At 73.4% G+C, this 23,571-nt stretch carries 19 protein-coding genes; 7 read left to right on the plus strand and 12 right to left on the minus strand.

Translation table 11 applies throughout. The features are described 5' to 3' along the window. Window position 1 precedes the first annotated feature (1 nt). Complete coding sequence (locus tag AB0E91_RS20345; protein WP_361783454.1) at window positions 2-979, plus strand: aldose epimerase family protein; 978 nt, start codon at window positions 2-4, stop codon at window positions 977-979. 192 nt (window positions 980-1,171) lie between these two features. Here AB0E91_RS20345 and AB0E91_RS20350 read toward each other — a convergent pair whose 3' ends face one another. Both AB0E91_RS20350 and AB0E91_RS20355 read right to left on the minus strand, forming a co-directional pair. Continuing rightward, window positions 1,172-1,975 (minus strand): EI24 domain-containing protein, encoded by an 804-nt coding sequence (locus AB0E91_RS20350; RefSeq protein WP_361783457.1) that lies wholly within the window; start codon window positions 1,973-1,975, stop codon window positions 1,172-1,174. Between the two features lie 77 nt (window positions 1,976-2,052). Beyond that, complete coding sequence (locus tag AB0E91_RS20355) at window positions 2,053-2,499, minus strand: MarR family transcriptional regulator (RefSeq protein ID WP_361783460.1); 447 nt, start codon at window positions 2,497-2,499, stop codon at window positions 2,053-2,055. 89 nt (window positions 2,500-2,588) lie between these two features. Here AB0E91_RS20355 and AB0E91_RS20360 point away from each other — a divergent pair, with 89 nt between their 5' ends. After that, window positions 2,589-3,611: an NADP-dependent oxidoreductase gene (locus AB0E91_RS20360; RefSeq protein WP_361783463.1), complete on the plus strand. Its 1,023-nt coding sequence runs from the start codon at window positions 2,589-2,591 to the stop codon at window positions 3,609-3,611. 68 nt (window positions 3,612-3,679) lie between these two features. Here AB0E91_RS20360 and AB0E91_RS20365 read toward each other — a convergent pair whose 3' ends face one another. Next, window positions 3,680-4,837, minus strand: coding sequence for a serine hydrolase domain-containing protein (locus AB0E91_RS20365; RefSeq protein ID WP_361783466.1), 1,158 nt, complete (start codon window positions 4,835-4,837; stop codon window positions 3,680-3,682). A 209-nt stretch (window positions 4,838-5,046) separates the two neighbouring features. Beyond that, the gene (locus tag AB0E91_RS20370) at window positions 5,047-6,030 is read right to left on the minus strand and encodes a hypothetical protein (protein WP_361783469.1); all 984 of its coding nucleotides are present in this window, start codon (window positions 6,028-6,030) and stop codon (window positions 5,047-5,049) included. A gap of 234 nt (window positions 6,031-6,264) precedes the next feature. Between AB0E91_RS20370 and AB0E91_RS20375 the strand changes: the two genes are divergently transcribed. After that, entirely contained in the window at window positions 6,265-8,088 is a 1,824-nt protein-coding gene (locus AB0E91_RS20375) for a histidinol-phosphate transaminase (RefSeq protein WP_361783472.1), read from the plus strand. Between the two features lie 56 nt (window positions 8,089-8,144). Here AB0E91_RS20375 and AB0E91_RS20380 read toward each other — a convergent pair whose 3' ends face one another. Both AB0E91_RS20380 and AB0E91_RS20385 read right to left on the minus strand, forming a co-directional pair. After that, complete coding sequence (locus AB0E91_RS20380) at window positions 8,145-8,798, minus strand: DUF4360 domain-containing protein (RefSeq protein ID WP_361783475.1); 654 nt, start codon at window positions 8,796-8,798, stop codon at window positions 8,145-8,147. 186 nt (window positions 8,799-8,984) lie between these two features. Then, on the minus strand, window positions 8,985-9,443 hold the full coding sequence (locus AB0E91_RS20385; protein WP_361783478.1) for an Rrf2 family transcriptional regulator: 459 nt from the start codon (window positions 9,441-9,443) through the stop codon (window positions 8,985-8,987). 75 nt (window positions 9,444-9,518) lie between these two features. Between AB0E91_RS20385 and AB0E91_RS20390 the strand changes: the two genes are divergently transcribed. The 4 genes from AB0E91_RS20390 (at window position 9,519) to AB0E91_RS20405 (ending at window position 15,928) form a co-directional block, all read left to right on the plus strand. Beyond that, window positions 9,519-12,491 carry a beta-galactosidase gene (locus tag AB0E91_RS20390; protein ID WP_361783481.1) on the plus strand — a complete coding sequence of 991 codons (2,973 nt, stop codon included), beginning with the start codon at window positions 9,519-9,521 and terminating at the stop codon, window positions 12,489-12,491. A gap of 227 nt (window positions 12,492-12,718) precedes the next feature. After that, entirely contained in the window at window positions 12,719-13,315 is a 597-nt protein-coding gene (locus AB0E91_RS20395; protein ID WP_361783484.1) for a toxin-antitoxin system, toxin component family protein, read from the plus strand. Continuing rightward, a complete protein-coding gene (locus AB0E91_RS20400; protein WP_361783487.1) occupies window positions 13,312-14,544 on the plus strand; it encodes an MAB_1171c family putative transporter in 1,233 nt (410 codons plus the stop codon). Before AB0E91_RS20395 ends, AB0E91_RS20400 begins: the two co-directional genes overlap by 4 nt. Then, window positions 14,537-15,928, plus strand: a complete 1,392-nt coding sequence (locus AB0E91_RS20405; protein ID WP_361783490.1) for an FAD-dependent monooxygenase — start codon at window positions 14,537-14,539, stop codon at window positions 15,926-15,928. Before AB0E91_RS20400 ends, AB0E91_RS20405 begins: the two co-directional genes overlap by 8 nt. A gap of 19 nt (window positions 15,929-15,947) precedes the next feature. Here the strand turns inward: AB0E91_RS20405 and AB0E91_RS20410 are convergent, their stop codons facing one another. From AB0E91_RS20410 to AB0E91_RS20435, 6 genes are all read right to left on the minus strand, one after another. Continuing rightward, the gene (locus AB0E91_RS20410; protein ID WP_361783493.1) at window positions 15,948-16,595 is read right to left on the minus strand and encodes an RraA family protein; all 648 of its coding nucleotides are present in this window, start codon (window positions 16,593-16,595) and stop codon (window positions 15,948-15,950) included. A gap of 16 nt (window positions 16,596-16,611) precedes the next feature. After that, window positions 16,612-17,613 carry a 2-dehydropantoate 2-reductase N-terminal domain-containing protein gene (locus tag AB0E91_RS20415; protein WP_361783496.1) on the minus strand — a complete coding sequence of 334 codons (1,002 nt, stop codon included), beginning with the start codon at window positions 17,611-17,613 and terminating at the stop codon, window positions 16,612-16,614. 393 nt (window positions 17,614-18,006) lie between these two features. Beyond that, window positions 18,007-19,044, minus strand: coding sequence for a rod shape-determining protein (locus tag AB0E91_RS20420; protein WP_361783499.1), 1,038 nt, complete (start codon window positions 19,042-19,044; stop codon window positions 18,007-18,009). A 198-nt stretch (window positions 19,045-19,242) separates the two neighbouring features. After that, on the minus strand, window positions 19,243-20,703 hold the full coding sequence (locus AB0E91_RS20425) for an acyl-CoA synthetase (protein ID WP_361783502.1): 1,461 nt from the start codon (window positions 20,701-20,703) through the stop codon (window positions 19,243-19,245). 97 nt (window positions 20,704-20,800) lie between these two features. Next, complete coding sequence (locus AB0E91_RS20430; RefSeq protein WP_361783505.1) at window positions 20,801-22,531, minus strand: insulinase family protein; 1,731 nt, start codon at window positions 22,529-22,531, stop codon at window positions 20,801-20,803. 71 nt (window positions 22,532-22,602) lie between these two features. Further along, entirely contained in the window at window positions 22,603-23,571 is a 969-nt protein-coding gene (locus AB0E91_RS20435) for a hypothetical protein (RefSeq protein ID WP_361783508.1), read from the minus strand.

The raw sequence follows: 23,571 nt of genomic DNA on the forward strand, positions 1-23,571 counted from the left end.
CATGGGCGAACTTTTCGGCACACTTTCCGACGGAGCCCCGGTGCACCGCTGGACGCTGGAGCGCGGCGGGACGCGGGTGCGCGTGCTGTCGTACGGCGGGATCGTGCAGTCCGTCGAGATCCCGGACCGGGAGGGGCGCCCGGCGGACGTGGTCCTCGGATTCCCTTCCCTGGACGGCTATCTGACGCACCGGGGGCCGTATCTGGGCGCCCTGGTCGGGCGGTACGCCAACCGCATCGGGGGCGCCCGCTTCCCGCTGGACGGCCGGACGTACGCGCTGGCGCCCAACAACGGCCCCAACTCGCTGCACGGCGGCGAGTACGGCTTCGACCGGCGGGTGTGGGACGTGGCGCCGGTCGAGCACGGGGTGCGGCTCAGCCGGGTCAGCCCGCACGGCGAGGAGGGCTTCCCGGGCCGCCTGGAGGTGACGGCCACGTACACGCTGGACGCCTCGGGCGGGCTGCGGATCGCCTACGAGGCGGTGACCGACGCGCCGACGGTCGTGAACCTCACCAACCACACGTACTGGAACCTCGGCGGTCCGGGCTCCGGGCACGCGGGCGGCCATGAACTGCGGCTCGCCGCCTCCCGGTACACACCGGTGGACGCGGACCTGATCCCCGAGGGCGAGCCGCTGGACGTGACCGGCACCCGCTTCGACTTCCGCGCGGCCCGCAAGACCGGCTCGGGCTACGACCACAACTTCGTGCTGGACAAGGGCGTCACGGCCGCCGCCGAGGAGGTGGCCGAGCTGCACGACCCGGCCTCGGGCCGCACGCTCACGGTGTCCACGACCGAACCCGGCCTCCAGCTCTACACCGCCGACCACCTGGGCGCCCCCTTCGCCCCCGGCGGGGGCATCGCCCTGGAGACCCAGCACTTCCCCGACTCCCCCAACCGCCCCGACTTCCCGACCACCCGCCTCGACCCGGGCGAGGTCTACCGCTCGGAGACGGCGTACGGCTTCTCGGCGCGCTAGGCCGTGTCCGGGGCGGCGGGATGCGACGAGCCCCGGTCCAGTTGTCAGGTTCCGGACCGGGGCTGCTCGTCGAGGGGCGTGCCCCGGTTCCGACGGTAACCGGCGGGGGCGGCTCGGGGGCCGCCGGGAGGGGGTGCGGGCGCGGTTCCGTACGAACCTTTCACACACCCGCACGACTTCACCGTGGGCCGCTCAGGCGGTGACCGGGCGGTCCGCCTCGGGCTGCTCCGCTTCCGGGCGGTCCTCCGTGGTCTCCTCGCCGAGGAGGTCGCGGGCGAGGAGGGTGGCGCCGGCGACCGCGCCCGGCATCAGGAAGACGGCGACGACCGGCACCAGGAAGGCGAGGCCGAGCGGGACGCCGAAGCCCCAGACCAGGCTCTTGCGGGAGCGCAGCAGGGCGAGCCGGGAGCGCAGGTCGACGCCCCGGCGCTGGAGGGCGACGGAGGCCAGTTCCTCGGTGAGGAAGAAGCCGGTGACGAAGAAGCCGACGACCGGGACCACGGTCTGGCCGACCACGGGCAGGAAGCCGAGCGCGAAGAGCAGGACGCCCCACACACAGGCCCGGACCAGGATGCGCAGGCTGTCGCGGGCCGAGATCCACAGCTCGCGCCACAGGGGCAGCTCGGAGCGGGGCGCGGTGCCGTCGGGCGAGACGTCCGCGTCGCACCGCTCGGAGAGGCTCTCGTAGAAGGGCTGGCCGACGAGCAGGGTGACCGCGGTGAAGGTGAGGACCGCGAGCAGCAGGGCGAGGGCGAAGAGGACGACGGCGAGGACGTCGCGGAACAGGTCCTGCCAGGGGCTCGACCAGTCGTCGGCGAACGGGGTCGCCCAGGCGACGGCGTCGTATCCCCACACGGCGAGCGCGACGAGCGCGGCCGAGTAGAGGACGAGGGTGATCAGGCCGGGCAGCAGCCCGAAGCCGTACCGTCCGCCGTGCCGGGTCACCCAGCGCTGGCCGCGCAGCAGATGACGGAACCCCACCCCGAGATCGCGCATGACGAGGACTTTACCCAACCCGGGCCGCGGGGCCACGCCCGGATCGGGCCGTCGGGAGATCGGGGGCCGCGCTCCGGTCAGGCCGAGAGCATCCGGCGCAGCAGGTCCCGCAGGGAGCCCCGCTCCTCGTCCGAGAGCCCGGCGAGCGGTTCGCGGGCGAAACGCAGGCCCTCGCGCAGGTCGCGGGCGACGCTCAGCCCCTCCTCGGTGGCGGCGGCGAGCTTGACCCGGCGGTCGCCGCTGTCGGGGCGGCGCTCGACCAGGCCGCGCGCCTCCAGGCGGTCCACGATCCCGGTGACGTTCGACGGCTCGCACTTGAGCTTCTGCGCCAGGCGCCGCATCGGCAGCGGCTCCAGCGCGAGCAGGCTCAGCAGACGGGCCTGCGGCCCGGTGAGGGCGTGGGCGGCGGCCGCTTCCTCGTAGTCCGCGTAGAAGCGGGCCACGACGTCACCGATCAGCTCGACGACCTCCATGGTCAGGGGGTCGGCGGCGCGGTTGCCCGGGGCGGGCGGCGGGGTGGACATGCGCTCCAGGATACCTGGTTACTTGACATCATGAAATATTCAGGAGCATGGTTATTTCAGGTTCTGAAACATCCTGGAAGGTCAGCCCCATGCCCGACTCCCCCGCCCTGCCCGCCATGAGCCGCGAGTGGCACCTGCTCAGCCGTCCGGTCGGCTGGCCCGAGCCCGAGGACTTCGCGCTGGTCGAGGTCCCCATGCCGGTGCCCGGCGAGGGCCAGGTCCTGGTACGGAACGAGTACCTCTCGGTGGACCCGTACATGCGGGGCCGGATGAGTGCCGCCAAGTCCTACTCCGAGCCCTTCGCCCTCGGCGAGCCCATGCAGGGCGGCGCCGTCGGCGTGGTCGTGGCCTCCAACGCCGAGGGCGTCGAGGTCGGGGACCATCTGCTGCACTTCCTCGGCTGGCGCGAGTACGCGGCCGTGGACGCCAAGAGCGCCGCCAAGGTCGACCCGGAGGCCGCGCCTCTCTCCGCCTACCTCGGCGTCCTCGGCATGACCGGCCTGACCGCGTACGCCGGTCTGCTGCGCGTGGCCTCCTTCAAGGAGGGCGACACCGTCTTCGTCTCGGGCGCCGCCGGTGCCGTGGGCAGCGAGGTCGGGCAGATCGCCCGGCTGAAGGGCGCCGCGCGGGTCATCGGCTCGGCCGGGTCCGACGAGAAGGTGCGGCTCCTGGTGGACGAGTACGGCTTCGACGCCGCGTTCAACTACAAGGACGGCCCGGTGGGCGAGCAGCTCCGCGCGGCCGCCCCCGACGGTATCGACGTCTACTTCGACAACGTCGGCGGCGACCACCTCCAGGCCGCCCTCGGCTCGCTCCGGCTGCACGGCCGGATCGCCGTCTGCGGCATGATCTCGGTCTACAACAACACCGAGCCCGCCCCCGGCCCGAACAACCTCGCCCGGCTGATCCAGACCCGGGGCCGCATGGAGGGCTTCCTGGTCGGCGACCACTACGACCTCCAGCCCGAGTTCGTCCGCGAGGTCGGCCCCTGGGTCGCCTCGGGCGAGCTGAAGTACGGCGAGACGGTCGTGGACGGCATCGACAACACGGTGTCGGCCTTCCTCGGCCTGCTGCGCGGCGAAAACATCGGCAAGATGGTCGTCAAGCTCTGAAGCCTGTGCCGGTACGCGCCGGAGGCCGCACCCCACGTTCACGGGTGCGGCCTCCGCCGTACGGTCTGTCAGCGCCCCAGCGCCGCCCGGTGCACCGCCGCCACCAGGCGGTCGTTCTCCGGGGCCGCGCCGCCGGGGTAGGCGAAGCGGCGGCGGGTGTAGCCGTAGGCGAGGCCGCCGCGCGGGTCCGCGAAGGCCTGGGAGCCGGCGGCTCCGCTGTGGCCGATGGTGCCCGCGCCGAGGAAGGGGTAGTGGGTGTCGGCGGTGATCTGGAAGCCGAGGCCGAACGATTTGTGGACGCGGCCGACCAGGTCGTAGCCGACCGAGTGCGGCTGCCCGAACTCCGCGACCGTGTCCGCCTTCAGCAACGGCGCCTTCTCGCCCACCTCGCTGATCATCGCCGCGTACATCCCGGCGAGACCGCGCGCCGAGGCGACACCGCCCACGGAGGCGGGCCCTCTGGCGCGCAGGGCGCGGTCGTTGGGCACGGACTCGAGGTCGGTGGGCTCGGCGGCGTGCCGGTTGTAGGCGATGGCCTCCAGGGTGTGCGGGCCGGACGGCTGCGCGTCGGACTCGGCCTGCTGCACGGGGGTGAGCACCATCGGCAGGGTGGTGCGGAAGCGGGGCTCGCGGGAGGCCGGCAGGCCCAGGTGGAAGTCGAGGCCGTAGGGGACCCGGACCCGCTCCTCGTACAGCTCCTGGAGGGTGCGGCCCGTCGCGCGGCGGGCGACCTCGCCGGTCAGGGCGCCGATCACCATCGCGTGGTAGCCGAAGGCGGTGCCGGGGCGCCAGAACGGCCGCTGGTCGGCGAGGCGTTCGGCCAGCGCGCGGTCGTCGGCCAGCTCCGCCGGGCTGAACCCGGTGTCCGTGCCGATCAGTCCGGCGCGGTGGGCCAGCAGATCGCGCAGGGTGAGCGCGCCCTTGCCCTCGACGCCGAACTCCGGCCAGTAGTAGGTGACCTTGCGGTCCAGCTCCAGCGTGCCGTCCTGCACGAGCAGGGCCACGACGAGATGGGCGGCGCCCTTGGTGGACGAGTAGACGCCATACAGCGTGTTCTCGTCGACACCGTCGCCCGCCCACAGGTCGACGACCCGCCTGCCGTGCACGTACGCGCACAACTGCCCTTCGTAGTCCGCACGTTCACCGGAGACGAAGGCGGCGAACTCCTCGCGTACCGCCTCGAAGCCCTCGGCGACCGTGCCCTGGACGGTGATCTCCTGACTCATCCGTTCTCCTCCACTGAGCCGCTGCCGACGCCCGCTCCCCGTCCGGGGCGCGCTCCACGAGTTCGTGTACGGCGGGATGTACCTCTTCGACTCAACCGCCCCGGACCCCGGTTGGTGTCACCGATACCCCGGATGGCCGATGGCACGGGGGTGGTACGGGGTGGCGGGGGCGTGCGGAAGCGGGGGGCGCGTCCTTCGGCGGAGCGGCGTCAGGTGCACCACCACAGGAAGCGGTCGCAGGACTTGGACGGCTCCGGGGCCGGGGTGGGGGCGGAAGTGGGTTTGCCGTGGGTCGCGGTCGCCGTCGGGCGGGCGGGAGGCGGGTCGGCGGGGGCCGGGGCCTGGGCGGGCGGGGCCGTGGTGGCGGCCCGGGTCGCCTGGGCCGGGGCCTCGGCGGACCGGGACGCCTCGGGCTCGGAGGTCTTGGACGCGGACGCGGAGGGCGAGGCGTCCGGGGAGGCCGACGCCGACGCGCGAGCGGCCCCGGCACCCGCGGTGGCCTGCGAGGTCGCGGCCGTGGGGTCGGGGCGGGCCGAGCCCGCGCCGCCGTCCGGGGAGGCGTCACCGGAGGCGGCGGGGCGGTCTGTGGAGAAGGGCGTGTCGGAGCCGAGTTCGACGAGGCTCAGCGCACCCGCCGCCAGGACGAACCCCGTGGCGATCAGGAGGGTGCGGCGGCGGCGACGGCGATGCGCGGCGGCCTTGCGGTCGCGGCGGCTGAGGTCGGAGTCGGGGTCCGCGTCGACATCGTCGTCGGGGTCGGCGTCGAGGGCTTCGTCGCGCGCTTCGGCGGGGACGTGGTCGGGGCCGGAGTCGGGGGTGCCGTCCGGGGCGTACGGCTGCTCCGGGCCTTCCGGGCCTTCCGGGACGGCGGGCTCGGCGCGGCGGTCGGCCTGCCGGGGAACCCTGACCTGGGCCGGTGTCTCCGGATGGAAGGGCGCCGGAGGTGTGGCGTATCCCTGGGCGGCCTGAGGTGTCGCGCCGGAAGCACCGGGCGCAGCGGGCGCACCGGCGTACCCCTGAGGCGCACCGGCGTGCCCCTGAGGTGTCGTCCCGTAGGGGTCGGGGCCCGCCCCCACCGGGGCCGGTGCGACGGTCACGTCCACGGGCGCGACGGCGGAGGGCGCGGGGGCGCCGCAGCCTGGGCAGGCCAGGGCGCCATTGAGGTGCCGTCGGCACGGGTGGCAGTAGTCCATGTCGCGGGAAGACTAGATTCCAGCGGGGTCACGTTCCTAGGCGCGGCTGTGAAGGTTTCGTGCGGGACCGGCAGAGTTTCCGCGCGCCATGTTCGATCGGGGGGTATTCGGGGGAGACGTCGCGTCCGCGGAGTGAAGTGGCTCACGTGGCAGGCGAGTTGAACGCCACCCCCGTCAGTTCCGTATGCATGAGTGGCCCCTGTCCCCACGGGCCGCCCTTCGACGGAGGTTTCCTTGCCTGACAACGTCACCTCGTTGTTCCGCGGCACCGCCGCGCACAGCCCCTCGATGGCGGCACTCAGGCGGGGCAGTGACGGTGCGGGCCCGGTGGACTTCTGCATCCCGTGCAATCCGTACTTCCCGACGCCCGAGATGTTCGAGGACATGGCGGTCCGGCTGCGGGACATCATCACGTACTACCCGAGCAGCGCCGACACGATCACCGCCGAGCTGTGCCAGCTGCTCCAACTCCCCCCGCAGTGCGTGGCGATGGGCAACGGCTCGACGGAACTCATCACCTGGATCGACCATCTGCTGGTCCGCGAGTCGCTGGCCGTGCCCGTGCCGACGTTCGGCCGCTGGACCGACCAGCCGATGGAGACCGGCAAGCGGGTCGACATGTTCCCGCTCCAGGAGGCGAACGGCTTCGCGCTCGACCTGGCCCACTACGGCGAGTTCATCCGCAAGCGGGGCACCAGGGTCGCCGTGATCTGCAACCCCAACAACCCCGACGGCGGCTTCCTGTCCCGGCAGTCGGTGGTGCAGTTCATGGACGCGATGGCGGACCTGGACCTGGTGGTGATCGACGAGTCGTTCCTGGAGTTCGCGGACGCGGAGGCCGAGCCCAGCGTCGTCCAGGAGGCCATGCTGCGCCCGAACGTGATCGTGCTGCGCAGCCTCGGCAAGAACTTCGGGCTGCACGGCATCCGCTTCGGCTATCTGGTCGCCAACCCCGCGCTCGCGGGCAAGGTCCGCTCGATGCTGCCCAAGTGGAACCTCAACTCCTTTGCCGAGCACGTGGTGTTCATGCTGAAGGAGCACGGCACCGAGTACGCGCGGAGCCTGCTCCAGGTGCGCCGGGACCGGCTGGAGATGGCGAGCCAACTGGCCGGGCTGCCCGGTCTGACCGTCTACCCCTCGCAGGGCAACTTCCTCTTCGTGCGCCTCCCCCTGGGCGCCGAGGGCACCGTGGTCCGCGACCGGCTGCTCACCGAGCACCGGGTGCTGGTCCGCGAGTGCGGCAACAAGATCGGCTCGTCCAGCCGCTTCGTACGGCTCGTGGTGCGCCCCGAGCCCGACGTACGCCGTCTGGTGACCGGTCTGGAGCACGTGCTCTACGAGACCAGGAAGAAGACGGCCGTCCCCGAACTGAGCGCCGGGAACGGCTACAGCTCGGGCACCCCTGCCGTGGACCGGCTGATCAACGAGACCAACGGGGCCGGGATGCGACTGCCCGCACAGGCGATCGCCGCGGCTCCTTCCCCGGGGCTCCCCACAGCCCCGGCCGCCGGCACCGGTATGCCGCTCCCCGCCGCCGCAGCGCCGGCCGGCGGCGGGATGCCGGTGCCGGCGGCGGCTCAAGCGGGCCCGATGGCTCCGGCGCCCGCGGCCGCCGCCGTTCCCCAGCAACAGCAACTGCCCCCGGCCCAGCCGCTCCCGCCCGCGCCCCAGCAGATCCCGGCTGCGGCCCGGATACCCGCCCAGCCGCAGCCGCTCGCGCCGCAGCCCGTCGTACCGCAGCAGTTCCCGGCGCAGCCGCAGATGCCGCAGGTCCCGCAGCCGATGGCTCCGGCCGCGATGGCACCCGCCGCGCCCATGGCCCCGGCGGCGATGGCTCCGGCGCCCATGGCTCCGGCCGCGATGGCCCCGGCGGCGATGGGCCCCACCCCGCCCGGTGTCCCGGCCCGGGGCGGTCTCACCGCCGCCCAGGTGCGCGGCATGACGGCCCCCGGAACCCCGGCCCCGGCGCCGCCCGCCGGGCTGACCCCGGCCCCGGCGACCGGCTGGCCCAGCGCGCAGAGCTGGCCGAACGCGGCGGGGATGGGCCAGCCGGTCTGACGGGACGGGCACCGGGTCCCGCCGCGGAGGGCGCGCCCGGTGGCCCGCTCAGACGCTCAGCTCGCGGGGCACTGCTGCCACGCCATGTGGTAGACGGTGCTGATGTCCCCGTCCGTCGAGTCCATCGTCATGAAGCTCACCTTGCCGGGCGAGGTGGTGCCCGCGTTCACCCGCAGCTCGGTGTTGATGTTGAAGTTGCGCTGGACCCCGCAGGGCGCCCAGATCAACTGGGCCCAGTCCGTGGTGTCGGTGGCCTGCCAGTCGTCGTTGTACGCGCCGCTGAAGGGGTGGGTGCGGGAGGCGGTGCTCGGGGAGCCCTGGAAGTAGTACGACGCCTTCTGGGTCGCGCTCGCGCCGGGCTGGAGCGAGAGGAAGCCGCGGTAGTCGGCGCTGGCGATGGCGTAGGTGAAACCCTGCGGCACATGCACGACCAGGTTGAGCTGGCAGTTCTTGCGGAAGGCCGTCGGATCGGACCCGCCGCCGGCCTGGGCGAGGTAGTCGCTGTAGGTGACGGTGAAGGCGGTGTTGTCCGGGGAGACGGCCACCGCGGCGGTGCCCTGCGGACAGCCGGAGCCGTTCACCGTGGCGATGTCGATGACGATCTTGTCCGGGGGCGGGTTGTCGAGAACGGAGGAGGAGGGAGCGTGCGCGGGCAGTGCGGTGGTCAGCAGAGCGGCGACGGCGCCGCTCAGGAGGAGTCCGCCGGTCATGTCTCTCCCAGGGTCGCGAGGGCGTGGAGCCCCGCCCGCCGGTTGAGCCTTGAAGAACCTGTGTGACAGCTGTGAAGGCGGGGAGGCACGGGAAGCGTAGGGAGCGCCCCCGGCCTGCGGCAGGGCGCGCTCCGGCCATTCACACCGGCCTGTTCACGCACCTGGGCCCGCCACGTGCCGTACGGCTCACGGGTTCTCCCAGGCCGCCGGTTCCGCCGCGAGGGCCCGCACCGGCTCGGGCAGGGCGTCCGCCGCGAGGTCGGCGAGCGTGACGCCCTCCAGCACCTGCCGTACCCCGGCGCGCAGGGCGATCCACAGCGGGAGCAGCGGCCGGGCCGTACCGGTGTAGGCGAGTTCGGTCGGGCGTTCGCCGCGGACGGAGACGATCGGGCCGTCCACCGCGCGGATGACGTCCGCGACCGTGATGGCGGCGGCGTCCCGCGCGAGACGGTAACCGCCGCCCCCGCCACGCCTGCTGTCGACGATCCCGGTCCGCCGCAGATCGCCGAGGATGCCCTCCAGGAACTTGTGCGGAATGTCCTGGACACCCGCGATCTGCTCCGCCTTCACCGGGCCTTCGTCCTGCCGTACGGCCAGCTCCAGCAGCGCCCGTACCGCGTAATCCGCCCGCGCCGAGATCCTCATGCGTCCATTGTGGGTCGCCGGGGCGTGGAGAATGGCCGGACCCACGCCCCGCAGGATCGCCCGGGAGGATCCACCTTGCCGCTCAGCAGACGTACGTTCAGCGCCCTCACCGGCTCGGCCGCGCTCGGCCTCGCCCTGGGCGGCAGCGGCGGCACCGGAGCACCCTCGGCCTACGCGGCGCGCTCCGCGACCACGGGCCCCGCGCCCGAACCGCCGCGCGCGGACGGCCACCGGCACACGATCGGTTACGACCGCCACTCGCTGCTCGTGGACGGCAGGCGCCTGGTGGTGTGGTCCGGCGAGATGCACCCGTTCCGGCTGCCGAGCCCGTCCCTGTGGCGGGACGTGCTGCAGAAGATGCGGGCGCACGGCTTCAACGCCGTGAGCATCTACGTCTCGTGGAACTACCACTCCCCCGCGCCCGGACAGTACGACTTCACCGGCATCCGCGACCTGGACCTGTTCCTGCGCACGGCCGCCGAGACGGGGCTGTACGTCATCCTGCGGCCCGGCCCCTACATCAACGCCGAGATCGACGGCGGCGGCTTCCCGGGCTGGCTCACGGTGACGAAGGGCAGCGCCCGCACCGCCGACCCGGTCTATCTGGGGCACGTGGACGAGTGGCTGACCCACGTCAACAGGATCGCCCGCGAGCACCTGTTCACGCACGGCAAGGGCACGGTGCTGCTCTACCAGATCGAGAACGAGTACTACGCCCACGTCACCGAGCCGACGGGCCGGGACTACATGTCCCACCTGTACAAGAAGGTGCGCGCCGACGGGATCGACGTCCCTCTCTTCCACAACGACAAGGGCCGCTTCGGGCATTGGACGCCGGGCTCCTTCGACACCGGTGGCGAGAAGGGGGGTTGGCTGTACGGCTTCGACGGCTACCCGTCGCCCTCTCAAACCCCGCCGGACTGGGGAACGTTCGGTCCGGGCGGCGCGACCGGGGGCGCCTCGGCCTCGCCGCACACGCCCGGTTTCGTGCCCGAGTTCGGGGGCGGCTGGTTCGACCCGTGGGGCGGGGCCTGGTTCGACGGCAAGGGGTACCCGGAGGCGCGGCGCACCCGCGACTCGGCGTACGAGCGCCGGTTCTATCTGACGAACCTCGCCAACGGCCTCACGCTGCACAACATCTACATGGCCTTCGGCGGCACCTCGTGGGGCTGGCTGCCCGCGCCCGTGGTCTACACGTCGTACGACTACGGCGCCGCGATCGACGAGGCCCGCAACGTCACCGAGAAGATCGCCCCGCTGCACCAGCTCGGCCATCTCTTCCAGCGCGTACCGGACTTCGCCCGGCTGGACCGGGCCGAGCCGGTCAAGGCCGAGGGGCTCAAGGTCTACCACCTGACCAACCCGGACACCGGCGCGCACGTGTACATCGCGCGCAACGACGGAACGCGGCCGGTCACCACCGAACTGCCCACCACGGCGGGCAGGTTGCAGATCACCGTGCCCCCGCACGACGCCAGGATGCTCGCCACCGAACTCTCGCTGGGCAAGCGCAGGCTCAAGTACACGACGACGCAGCCGGTGTTGCGGATGACGACCGGACGGCAGGACGTCGCCCTGTTCGCGGGCCGCGCGGGCGACATGGCCGAACTGGTCCTGCACTGCCCGGCGGAGCCCGTCACCACCCGGCTCGACCCCGAGGCCGGCTGGGCCTTCTCGGGCGACGAACTGCACGTCAACGCGCCGCTGGGCCCGGAGGCCGGGCTGAGCCGGGTCCTGGTCGCGGGCGGCGAGACCGAGACCCCGCTGCTGCTGCTCTTCGCGGACGACGCGACGAGCACCAAACTGTTCCCCTACGACACCCCGTCCGGCAGCCTGCTCGTCTACGGCCCCGAACTGCTGCGCCACGCCGAGGTGCACGGCTCGGAGGTACGGCTCACCGGCGACCTCGCCTCCGACTCCATGCTGGAGGTGTGGGGTCCGCGCGGGATCTCCTCGGTGGTGTGGAACGGGCGCCGGGTGCCGACCCGCGTCACCCTCTCCGGCAGCCTGATCACGACCGTCACGCTGCCCGGTGTGCCCGAGGTGAGGCTGCCCGAGCTGAGCGGCTGGCGGATGCGGACCGAAAACCCGGAAGCGGGGCCGAACTTCGACGACCGCGACTGGAAGACCGCCGACCGCACCACCTCGTACAGCACCACCCCGGTCCCCAAGGGCGGCCCGGTGCTGTTCGCGGACGACTACGGCTTCCACTACGGAGACGTCTGGTACCGGGGCGAGTTCGACGGCACCACCGGGATGGAGGAGGTCGCGCTCGCGTACAGCACCGGTACGCAGGGGATGTTGATGGCCTGGCTGGACGGCGATCCCCTGGGCGCCCACCGGATGCCGGTGCCGGACAAGACCACCACGATCCGCAAGGGGACCTGGGAGGCCACGGCCTCCTTCCCGGTGCGGGAGCGGCTCCGCTCGCCCGGCCGGCATGTGCTGTCGGTGCTGGTCCGGCGGATGCAGCACGACCAGGACGGCGCGTCCCTCGACACCCACAAGGCGGCGCGGGGTCTGCTCTCCGCCTCCTTCAAGGGGGCCTCACCCGAGGTGACTTGGCGCCTCCAGGGCGGCACCCCCGACCCGGTGCGCGGGCCGCAGAACAACGGCGGCCTCTACGGCGAGCGCGAGGGCTGGCATCTGCCCGGCTTCCGCGACCGCGACTGGGAGACGGTGGAGTTCCCCCGCGCCGAGCGGCGGCAGGGCGTCACCTGGTACCGGACCGGCTTCCGGCTCTCGGTACCGGCCGACATCGACGCCTCGGTGGGACTGACCCTGGAGGACGATCCGCACCGGGCCTACCGGGCGCAGATCTTCCTCAACGGCTGGAACCTGGGCCAGTACATCAACAACGTGGGCCCGCAGCACACCTTCGTCCTGCCCAACGGCATCCTGCGCACCCGGGGCACCAACACCCTGGCGCTGGCGGTGCTGTCGGAGTTCACGACGCTGTCGGGGCCGGGGAAGGTGGGCCTGACGCTGATGGGGCGGTCGCTGGGCGGGGTGCCGGTGCGGGAGGTGCCCTCGCCGGGGCGGCACTGACCGCCAAGTCGGCTGTGTACGGCCGGAGTCGGGCCCGCCGAAATTTTCGGGGCGCGCGACCCGGGATCGGCATGACGTGGACACACTGGTCCGCGTAGGCTCGGACGGTCCGGCCGACGGGGTGCTCCGGCGGTCCGGAACCACCGGCTTACGCGGACGGCGCGGTCGGTGCGGATGGTGCGGTCGGCGCCGACGGCGCGGTCACCGGCGGGTGCGAAGGGGAACAGATGGTCGTCGCGGGCGCGCGGGAGCGGCTGGCACGCGTGGCCGCCCGGCTCGGCCCGTCCCGGCCGCGCCGGTCGATGCGGACACTGGCCGCCGGCCTGGCCGACGCCGTGCACGACCGGCCTCAACCCGTGCACGGAATACGGGACTTGTGCGGCGCCCTGTGCGAGGCGATGAGTGCGCGCCGCGACGGCCGCCCGGTCGAGCTGCGCTTCGAGCGCTTCCCGGACGAGATCGAAGTCACCGGCCTGTGCGTGGAGTTCGAGGACTTCGACCTGGTCATCGTGGAGGAGCGGGCCGAGGCCGTGCAGCAACTGGTGATCCTGGGGCACGAGTTGTGGCATCTGCACGCCGGGCACCGGCATCATCCCCCGGCCGGTGCGGCGGCCCGCGCGCTCGCCGGTGAGCCCGGCCGGCAGAGCCTCGCGCTCACGGTGGCCGCGCGGGACGGTTCGCGCGAGGACGAGGAGGCCGCCGCCGACGACTTCGGGCACCGGCTGGCCACCCTCTTCCGCGGCCGGCTCACCGCGCCCGTGGCGCCCCTCGACCCGGTGCAGCGCTCCCTCGGCTACCGGGGCCGCGGCGGGGCCGCCCGGTGAGCGGCACGGTCCTGGCCGACCCGGCCTCGCTGAGGGACTTCTCGATCTCCTTCTGGATACCGACGGCGGTGCTCGCCGCCGCCCTGGTCATCAAGCTCCCCACGATCGTCCGGCTGTGGCGCGACCCGCTGCTGCGCGCGGTGGGCGGACTGCTGCTGCTGGCCTGCGGGGTCTTCGTCTTCTGCTCGCCGTCCACCATCGCCCGGGTCAACCGGCTGACCGGCGTGCCCAACATCTCGGCGCCCTGGTGCTACTCGCTGCTCACCGCGTTCTGCGGCTCCTGTCTGCTGCTGATCATCACCTGGCGCAACGGCCCGGCCGACCGCTCGGCGGTCACCCGGCGGGCCCGGCGCCGGGTGGTGTCGGTGTATTGCGGGGTCATCGTCCTGCTGTGGGTGCTCTTCCTGCTGGCCGACGTGCCGGTGGAGCGGCGGCGGGACCTGGACACCTACTACGCGAACACCCCGTTCATGCGCGAGGAGATCCTGCTCTACCTCTGCGCACACGCGGTGGCCTGCCTGATCACCTCGCGGCTGCTGTGGAACTGGGTGCGCGCGGAGGGGCTGGACGCGTGGCTGCGGTGGGGGCTGAAGCTGCTGGGCGCGGGCTACGTACTGAACCTGATCTTCGACGCGACCAAGCTCGTCGCCGTCGCCGCGCGCTGGCTGGGCCGGGACCTGGACTGGCTGAGCACCGATCTGGCGCCGCCGATCGCCGCGATGTCCGCGATCCTGATCGCCGTCGGCTTCATCCTGCCGCACGCCGGCCAGTACGCCCGCGACCGCTGGCGGGTGCGGCTCGCGCACCGTGAACTGCGGCCGCTGTACCTGCTGTTGCGGTCCGCGACCGGCGAGGGCGTGCCGTTCGTGCTGCGGGCGACGCCGGAGCTGCGGCTGACCCGGCGCGAGACGTTCATCCGGGACGTGCTGCTGCCGCTGGCCCGGCACATCGACCCCGCCCTCGGCGCGCGGTCGTACGCCGCCGGACTCGCCCTCGGCCATCCGCCGGAGCGGGCGCGGGCACTGGCGGCGGCGGTCGGCATCCTGGACGCCGTCGGGGCGAAGGCCCGTACGCCGGAACCGGCCGCCGCGGCCTCCGGCCCCGACACCACGAGTCTGCTCCAGGAGATCGGGGCCGTCTCCCGGGCCCTGCGCAGTCCCGAGGACATCGAGGCGGTCCGCGTCCGTGCGGCCGCCGAACCAGCAGAGAGCGTTGCCGTCCATGAGTGAACGCAAGTCCGCCGTCGTGCTCGGCGGCTCCCTCGCCGGTCTGCTCGCGGCCCGCGCGCTCGCGTCGACGGGCGCGCGGGTGACCGTGGTCGAGCGCGACGTGCTGCCGTCGGGGCCCGAGCCGCGCAAGGGGCTGCCGCAGGCCCGGCATGTCCACCAGCTGTGGTCGGGCGGCGCGCGGGCCCTGGAGGAACTGCTGCCCGGCGCGGAGGCCCGGCTGCGGGCGGCCAGGGTGAACCGGGTGCCGATGACGACGGGCATGGTCGCGCTGTCGCCGTACGGCTGGTACCGCCGCTGGGCGGAGTCGGCGTACATGCTGCCCGCCGGGCGCGACCTGCTGGACTGGGTGATCCGCGAACTGGTCCTGTCCGACGGGGACATCGAGCTGCTGGACGGCTCCGAGGCGGTGGCCCCGACCGGTACGGCCGACGCGGTGACGGGCGTACGCGTCCTCGTGCACGGCGAGGAGCGCGCCCTCGCGGCGGACCTCGTGGTGGACGCCACGGGCCGCGCCTCCCGCGCGACGGCCTGGCTGACCGCGCTGGGCCTGCCCGCCCCCGAGCACCGCGAGGTGGACTCCGGCCTGGTGTACGCGAGCCGTCTCTTCCAGGCGCCCCCGGAGGCCGGGAAGGACTTCCCGGTGGTCAACATCGAGCCGGACGTACGGGGTTCGGGAACGGGTCGCGGTGGCGTGCTGATGCCGGTGGAGGAAGGCCGCTGGATGGTCACGCTGTTCGGCACGGCCGAGGACGAACTCCCGCGCACGGCAGCCGACTTCGCCCCCTACGCGCTGACGCGCCTGCGCCACCCCCTGATAGGCGAACTCCTGGCGAACGCCACCCCCCTGACCGACGTCACCCTCACCCGCACCACGGCCAACCGCCGCTGCTACTACGAGCGCATGCCCCACTGGCCGGACAACTTCACCGTCCTCGGCGACGCCCTGTGCGCCCTCAACCCGGTCTACGGCCACGGCATGTCCGTGGCGGCCCGGTCGGCCGTGGCCCTGCGCGAGACGGTGAACCGCCGGGGCGGCCTGGGCACCCCCGCCCTCTCCCGCCACATCCAGAAGGCGGTGGCCCGCACGACGACCGCCGCCTGGGACCTCGCCACCGGCGCCGACGTCTTCTACCCCGACGCCACCCCCACCGGCCCCACCCTCCGCGACCGCCTCCTCGCCCCCTACCTCACCCGTCTCCTCCGCACCGCCACCGGCAACGGCCGAGTGGCCCGCCGGATGACCGACGTGACCTCCCTCCAACGAGGCGCGGAAACCCTCCTGACCCCGAGCATGCTCCTGGCAGCGGCGATGGGCCCCCTGAAACCCCCGCTCACCCAGCCACCGCTGACGACGGAGGAACGGAAGGCGGCGGGGCTGGTGTAGGACGCGCACCGGTCACGGGTCAGAGGGTTCCGTCGGGATCGAAACCCTGGTCGCGCAGTGCCTGGTCGATTCGGGTGCGGTGGGTCTTCTCCCAGTCGTCCAAGGTCTCCGCGGCCTCCTTGGCCAGTTTCGCTCGGGCCGCGGTCAGGGTTTCCGGGGCGCGGGCGGCGGGGACGACGACCACGCCCTCCTCGTCGGCCACGACGATGTCGCCGGGGCCGACCGTGACGCCCGCGCAGCGGATGTCGGTGTTCAGGGGCTCGGCCGCCTTCTTGGTGCCGGGGATCGGGATGACGCCCCGGGCGAAGACGGGGAAGCCCGCGTCGCGGACCTCGGCGAGGTCGCGGATCAGGCCGTCGGCCACGAAGGCGGCCACGCCCCGGCGCTGGGCCACCGCGCAGACGTTGCCCCCGGCCAGGGCGTAGTCGAGGTCGCCCGACTCGACCACGATCACAGAGCCCGGGGCGGCGCGGTAAATCGCGGCGTGGAGCATCAGGTTGTCGCCCGGAGGACAGCGCACGGTGAACGCCGGTCCGGCCACCCGGGGGACCGGCTCCCACAGCGGGCGTATGGACACGTCCATCACCTGCGCGCGGCCGAGGACGTCCGCGAGGGTGGTGGTCGGGATGTCCGTGAAGTCGAGGTCCTGCGGGGTGTTGTGGGCCATGTCTCCCTCGTTCTCTTCAGTCGGTGTTCAGCCGGCTCAGGATGTCCTCCGCCGGTGTCGCCCCCGGCTCACGGCCCGCCGCCGCCGATTCGTCGACCAGCCGCAGTACGGCCTCGTTCGCGGGCGTCGGTACGCCGTGCAGTCGACCCAGGAGGACGAACTCGCCGTTCAGATAGGCCACTTCGGCCGATCCCGCACCCCGCGCCAGGCTCTGCCAGGTCGAACCCAGCGCCGCGCCCCCGTCCGGAGCGGGGCGCGGCTGCACCGACTCCGCCCGCAGCGCGGCCAGTTCGGCGGCGGGGGCGAAGTCGATCCCGGCGGCCCTGAGCACCGCCGTGCCCTCGTCCCGTACCCGGTCGAGCAGTTCGGCCGCCGCGCCGCCCGGCGCGACCGGACCGCACACCGCCTCCACGGTCTGCGCGAGATTCCCCAGCAGCTTGGCGTACTTGAAGCGCGGCACGTCCGCGACGACCGGCGCCCGGAACACCGCGCCCTCCAGATCGGCGGCGATCCGGCGGACGGTGTCGTCGGTGCCGGACGGGTGGCGGCCGAGGACCAGTACGCCGGTGTACGGGGCGGAGGAGGCGGTGACCTCGCCGGGCCGCAGGAAGGTGGACGGCAGGATCACGCACACGCCGTACACCCGGCGGAACAACCGCAGGGCGAGGCGCTCGTTCTCGACACCGTTCTGCGCGCAGAGCAGCGGCAGCAGGTCGCCCGCCGTACCGCCGCCCGCGACCGGACGGCCCGCCCACTGGGCCAGGGCCGCCGCCGTGTGCTGGGTCTTGACGGCCAGGACGAGCACGTCGTCGGGGCGCAGGGACACGTCCTCGGGACCGCCCGCCACCGCGATACGCAGGGTCCGGGTGCCCTCGGGCGTGGTGAACCGCAGACCGTGCTCCCGCAGCGCGGCACCGTGCGCGCCGCGCGCCACCAGAACGACCTCGTGACCGGCCTCGTACAGCCGCGCCCCGACCGAGCCGCCGACCGCACCGGCCCCGACGACCACGTAACGCATCGCATTCCCCCCGTGTCTCACCCGTATCCTCGTGTCTCACGGCTCAACAGGCCAGACGGCGCCGGAATTTCTCACCGATCTCGTACCGGCGGCGCGCGGAATCCGTGATCCGTTACGAAGTCACCCGCTTCAACCTGCCCCGTTCTGGGCACCGTCCCCCTAACCGGCGCTCGCCGCCGGCAACGGGAGGAGGGCGTCATGGAACGTCGTATCCGGGTACGGGTCAGCCGTCGCCCCGCGGCACCGCGGGGGCAGGAGATCGACCGCAGGACGCCGTCGGGGCGCATCCTGCCGTACTGAGTGCCGTACCAAGGGTCATACCGAGTGCCGTACCAAGGGCCTGACCAAGTGCCCGACCGACTGCCGAATTGAGCCGCCCGCCCCCGAACGCCGTCAGGCGGCGAGGGGGTTGAGGACCAGCGGGGCGATCCGCCCCTCCAGCATGGCGCCGAGACCCTGTACGGCGCACACGTCCGGCCGCTCCGCGATGTGCACCGGAACTCCCGTGGCGTCGCGGAGCATCTGGTCGAGGCCGGGCAGCAGGGCCGAGCCGCCGACCATCATGATCCCCCGGTCGGCCAGGTCCGCCACGAGGTCGGGCGGGCACTCGCGCAGCACCTTGCCGATGCCGTCGAGGACCGCCAGGAGCGGGGTGTGGATCGCGTCGCGCATCGCGGCGGTGTCCACCCGGACGCTGCGGGCGAGCCCGGTCGCCACGTCACGGCCGTGGATCTCGGTGGTCACGGGCCCCTGCGGGGTCAGCCCGTTGTCGGAGAGGGCGATCTGGAGCGGCCGTACGGACTGGCTGGGCAGCAGCAGTTCGTGTTCGTGCCGCAGGTGCTGCACGATCGCCCGGTCCACCGCCTCGCCGCCCACCGGAATGCGCTCGGCGGTGACGATGGAGCCGAGGGAGAGCACCGCGACCTGCGTGGCCGCCGCCCCGCACACCATGATCATGGACGCCTCGGGCCGCTCCACCGGCAGCCCGCACCCCACGGCGGCCGCGATGAGCGTGTCCACCAGCTCCACGCGCCGCGCGCCGAGCCCGACCAGCGTCTCGATCGTCGCCCGCTGGGCCAGCGGGTCGGCCTCGTGCGGGGTGCAGGCCGCCGCGCGCAGCCGGGGCTTGCGGCGCAGCGCGCGCCGCATCTTGTCGCCGAGCAGATGCCGCAGCATCCGCTGGGCCATGTCGATGTCGACGACCGTGCCGCCGGACACGGGCCGTACGACGCGGATGTAGGACGGCGTCCGCCCGGTCATCTGCTCCGCGAACTCACCGACCGCGATGAGCGCGCCGGTCCGGGTGTTCACGGCCGCCACCGAGGGCTGGTCCACGACGAGTCCGGCGCCCTTCACATACACGCGGGTACGCGCCGCCCCCAGGTCGACGGCGACGTGGCAGCGGCGCAACTGCTCCAGGCTGACGGTCACGGCGGTTCCTCCCGAGTGCGATGCGCAGGCCATGGAGGTCCGCCCGGTCCGAGCGGGCCCCACTTGGAATCCTGCGGGGGCCCGGCACCGGGTGCCTTCTGGAGGGGGCCGGGCGGGGTGCCGCTGAACGGGGGGTTCCGCGCGACGCGCCGGGCGGGGTCCAGGACAACGGCGTCGCGGGTCGCCATGAACAGGCGTTCAGGAACCCGCCCCCAGCGACCGCTTCATCACCTTGCCCATGTCGTTGCGGGGCAGCGCGGACAGCAGCCGCAGCACCCTCGGCCGCTTGTGCGGCGCCAGCCGCCGGGCCACATGGGAGGCCAACTCCTCCAGCGAGGGCGGCGACTGAGGGTCCGCCGGTACGACCCAGGCGACCACGCGCTCGCCCAGATCCGGGTCCGGCTCCCCCGTCACCGCCGCCTCCCGCACGGAGTCCAGCTCAAGGAGCGCATTCTCGATCTCGCCCGCCCCGATCTTGTAACCGCCGCTCTTGACGAGATCGGTGGCCTTGCGGCCGACGATGCGGACGTACCCGTCGGCGTCCCGCACCGCCACGTCACCGGTGCGGAACCAGCCGTCGGCCGTGAACGCGGCGGCCGTCGCGTCGGGCCGGTTCAGATACCCGGTGAACAGGTTCGGGCCGCGCACCTGGATCTCGCCCACGCTCTCCCCGTCGAGCGCGGTCACCTCCGTGCCGTCGTCCTCCACGAGACGCAGCTCCACGCCGGGCAGCGGCACGCCCACGGTGCCGGGGCGGGCCTCGCCGTCCGCGCGGACACTGGTGTTCATCAGGGTCTCGGTCATGCCGTACCGCTCAAGGACCCGGCGCCCGGTCGCCGCCGCGATCCGCTCGTGGTCGTGCACGGGCAGCGCGGCCGAGCCGGAGACCAGCAGCCGGGCCCCGGCGAGCGCCTTGGCCAGCTCGGCGTCGCCGGGCAGCGCCTCGGCCAGGCGGTGGTACATCGTCGGCACCCCGAACAGCATGGTCGCGCCCGACCGCAGCTCGCGGGCCACGCCCTCGGGGTCGAACCTGCCCAGGTGCCGGACCTCGCCGCCGCGCCGCAGCGGGCCGAGGACGCCCAGGACGAGTCCGTGCACATGGAAGAGGGGCAGCGCGTGGGTCAGCACGTCGTCCCCGGTCCACTGCCAGGCGTCGGCCAGCGCGTCCAGGGTGGTGGTGAGGGCGCGGCGCGGGAGGACGGCGCCCTTGGGCGGGCCCGTGGTGCCGGAGGTGTAGACGACGAGCGCCGGGTCCTCGTCGTCGTACGCGTCGTACGCGTCCTCCGGGACGGTGCCGGTGGCGTACGCGTCCACCTCCAGGAGGGGCAAGTCACGTACGCCTGACGGCAGTTCGGCACCCGGAGCCGCGAGCAGCAGGCTCGGCGCGCTGTCCGCCAGGATGTGCGCCAGCTCCCGCTCGCCCGACTTCGGGTTGAGCGGTACGGCGGCCACCCCGGCGAGCAGCGCCCCGGTCACCGCGACGGCGGTCTCCAGCTCGGGCGTGGCCCACACGGCGACCCGCCCCGCCCCCCGCAGCCGGGCGGCGAGGGCGCCGGAGGCGGCGGCGAGCCCGGCGTAGGTCAGCGACCGTGGGCCGAAGCGGAGGGCGGAGCGCTCCGCCGCCGCCGGGGACGACAGGGCCGGGAACAGGGAGGACACGCCACGCACTCCTTCACCACGGGGGACGCGCTGGGGGGCGCGCCACGAGAGACGCCCCACAGGGGACGACCCCACCTACCTACCCCGGCCGGACCGCTCAGACCCGCCGGGTCCGCCGCAGAACCCGCACGGCGGGCCAGGACACCAGCGCCGTGAAGCCCCACATCACGATGACCGTGATCAGCCAGTCGGTGAACCCGAACTCCGCGTCGTAGCCGAAGGCCGTGAACAGCAGGGAGACCAGCGCCGAGAGGCCGCCGAACAGGCCGAAGAGGATCAGTACGACCGTCTGGAGAGCGGTGCGCCGGATCGGCGCGGGGCGTCCGGAATCACCGGAGCCGGCGGCCGCCGGGGTCGCGGGGCTCTCCGGCCTCGGGACCTGCTGCCTCGGCGGCAGCGGGACGACGGCGGCGCGCGGCACGGACCCGTCGATGCCCGCCATGGCGGCCGCGTCGACGCCGTGGAGCGTGGGCTCGACCTCGACGACCATGCCGTCGGTGCCGATGAGCCGCCGTCCGCCGTCGGGCCAGGCGAGCATCGCGGCGCACTCCCCGTACCGCACCGTCGCCACGCACTCCGGGCCGCTCCCGTGCGGACCCTTCACGCTGACGCCGTCGGCGCCGATGACGAGCGTCGACCCGCCCGCGCCCAGCTCGGCGAACTTCCGCCCGGTCACGGTGTACGGCGAGGTGGTGGGCGCCGCCGTGTACCCGGCCCAGTCGGCCGAGAGGCCGCCCGGCACCTGCATGAGGGCCGTCGCGGCGGCCTCCAGGGCGACCGCGTGGACCTGGTGGAGGGTGACGGCCGCCAGCTCGGCGCTCAGCTCCGCCGGAGTCCGCACCGGGAGGCCCGCGAGCAGGTCCTCGGCGAGCGCGGGCAGCCGCCGCGCGGCGGCGTCGGGCGCGGCGAGCGCCGACTCGTACCGGCCGCGCACCACGTCCAGGGCGGCCTGGTCGATCCGGCCCGCCTGGAATCCGGCGAGCACGTCGACGAACCCGCCGAGCACCGCGTCCTGCTTGGCGGGCAGCGCGTCGGCGAAGGCGGTCAGGACCGCGTAGCCGTCGCGCCGGGGGAGGTAGTCGGTGGCCGCCGTGTACGAGTAGCCGCCCTCCTGACGCAGGGCGCGGGTGAGTTCGCGCTCCAGGATGCCCGCGTACAGCCGGGCGGCGGCCGTGTCGGTGACGACGGCGTCGAGCAGCACGCCGCCCTTGCCGTCGGAGAAGTAGGCAGGGGTCTGCGGCAGCGCGGAGGTGACGGCGGGCATCGGGTGCCGCCCGCCCTCGGGCAGCCCGAGCGACAGGCCGGCCGGCATCCGCTCGCCCGCGATCCACAGCACGGCGTTGCCCCGGGTGAACCAGGTCCACGCCCAGTCGCGTACGGCGTCCGGGCCGAGGTCGCGCACGCCCCACTCGGGGTAGCTGGCCAGGCCGTACCCCTGTGCGCCGTAGCGCCAGAGCGGGAGTTGGGGCGAGGAGCGGCGGGACTCCTCGGTGCGCAGGATCTCCTTCTCGGTCTCCAGGCGCTCCATGGGCAGTTCGCGCAGGGAGGCGGCGACGGTGTGGAGGTACGTCGTCACCTCGTGCTCGGCGCCCTCGATGGAGAAGTGGGTGAACGCCGACTTGGTCTCGCCGTTGAAGTGGTAGTCGCTCACGCCGAGCCGGTGCAGGGCGAGGTGCTCGACCAGGTGGGTCACACCGGTGCGGGCCAGCGTCTCGTCGGCGACTCCGACGCGGAAGACCAGCCCGGCGCGCAGAGGCCCGGGGGTCTCGGCGAAGAGCGTGGGTATGCCGTCGACCTCGGTGTGGAGGAGGGGGGTCTGGAGGTTCATGTCCGGATCTCTTGGGGCTGGTCGGTCTTCGGGGTACCGCGGAGTTCGGGAGCGCGGTGTTCGGGTACCGCTCAGCCCTTGGACAGGGCGGCGTTGCGGTGCCTGATGTAGGAGTCCGCGGCGTTCACGCCGTCCAGCTCGACCCACGGGTACTCGGCGGCGAGGTTGTTCAGCGAGCGGAAGCAGGCGGCGGCGCGCGGGTGGTCACCGATCAGGGAGAACATCGCGGCGAAGTAGCCCTGGACGGTGACCCATTGGTAGTCGGGCCGGAAGTACGGGCTCAGCGTGGACCGTTCGGCGGCCTCGACCAGCTCGGCATGCACCTCCGGGCGGCGCAGGTACTCCTGCCGCTCGCGCGCCTTCAGCGAGACCCAGTGCTCCATGTGGACCTCGGCCACCATGCCGCCGCTCAGCGAGCCCTCGGGAGCGTTGGTCAGGCACTCGCGCGCGAAGGCGTGCGCCGCCTCCCAACTGCCGCTCCACTTGGGGCACAGCTGCTGGAGCAGCCGGGCCTGGCCGGTGATGTGGTGCGGGTGGACGGCGGACAGCCGGTCGTACCGGCGGCGCGCCTCGGCCTGGCCCAGCTGCAGCCCCTTCGCGGTGGTCAGGCGCTCCGCCCAGGCCGCGTCGAACGTCGGGTCGAGCGCGGTCGCCCGGATCAACGCCTGTTCGGCCAGCCGCAGATGGGCGTGCAGGCCCTCGAACTGCTTGCGGCTGACGTGCTTCGCGGAGGCGGCGGTGCGTATCTCCCAGCCGATCTTCACCTCGCGGGCGCCGAGCACGGTGAGCGCGAGCACGTCGTCCGGCGTGGCGGCCAGGACCTGGCGCATCCACTCCTCGGTCCCGCGCACCTCGGCCAGGATGCCGACCGCGAAGCTGCGGTTGGTCCCCTGCGGCAGCCCGTCGACGTACCCGCGCACGGACGCCCAGTCCCGCGCGGCCGCCACCTGCCGCAGCCAGGCGGCTTCGGGGTGGGCCGACACGATGTCGAAGTCGGGGCGCGCCAGACGGGACGCGAAAGAGCCGGGTGTGTGCTGCAT

Source organism: Streptomyces sp. NPDC026659 (genome assembly GCF_040638245.1).
GTDB lineage: Bacteria > Actinomycetota > Actinomycetes > Streptomycetales > Streptomycetaceae > Streptomyces.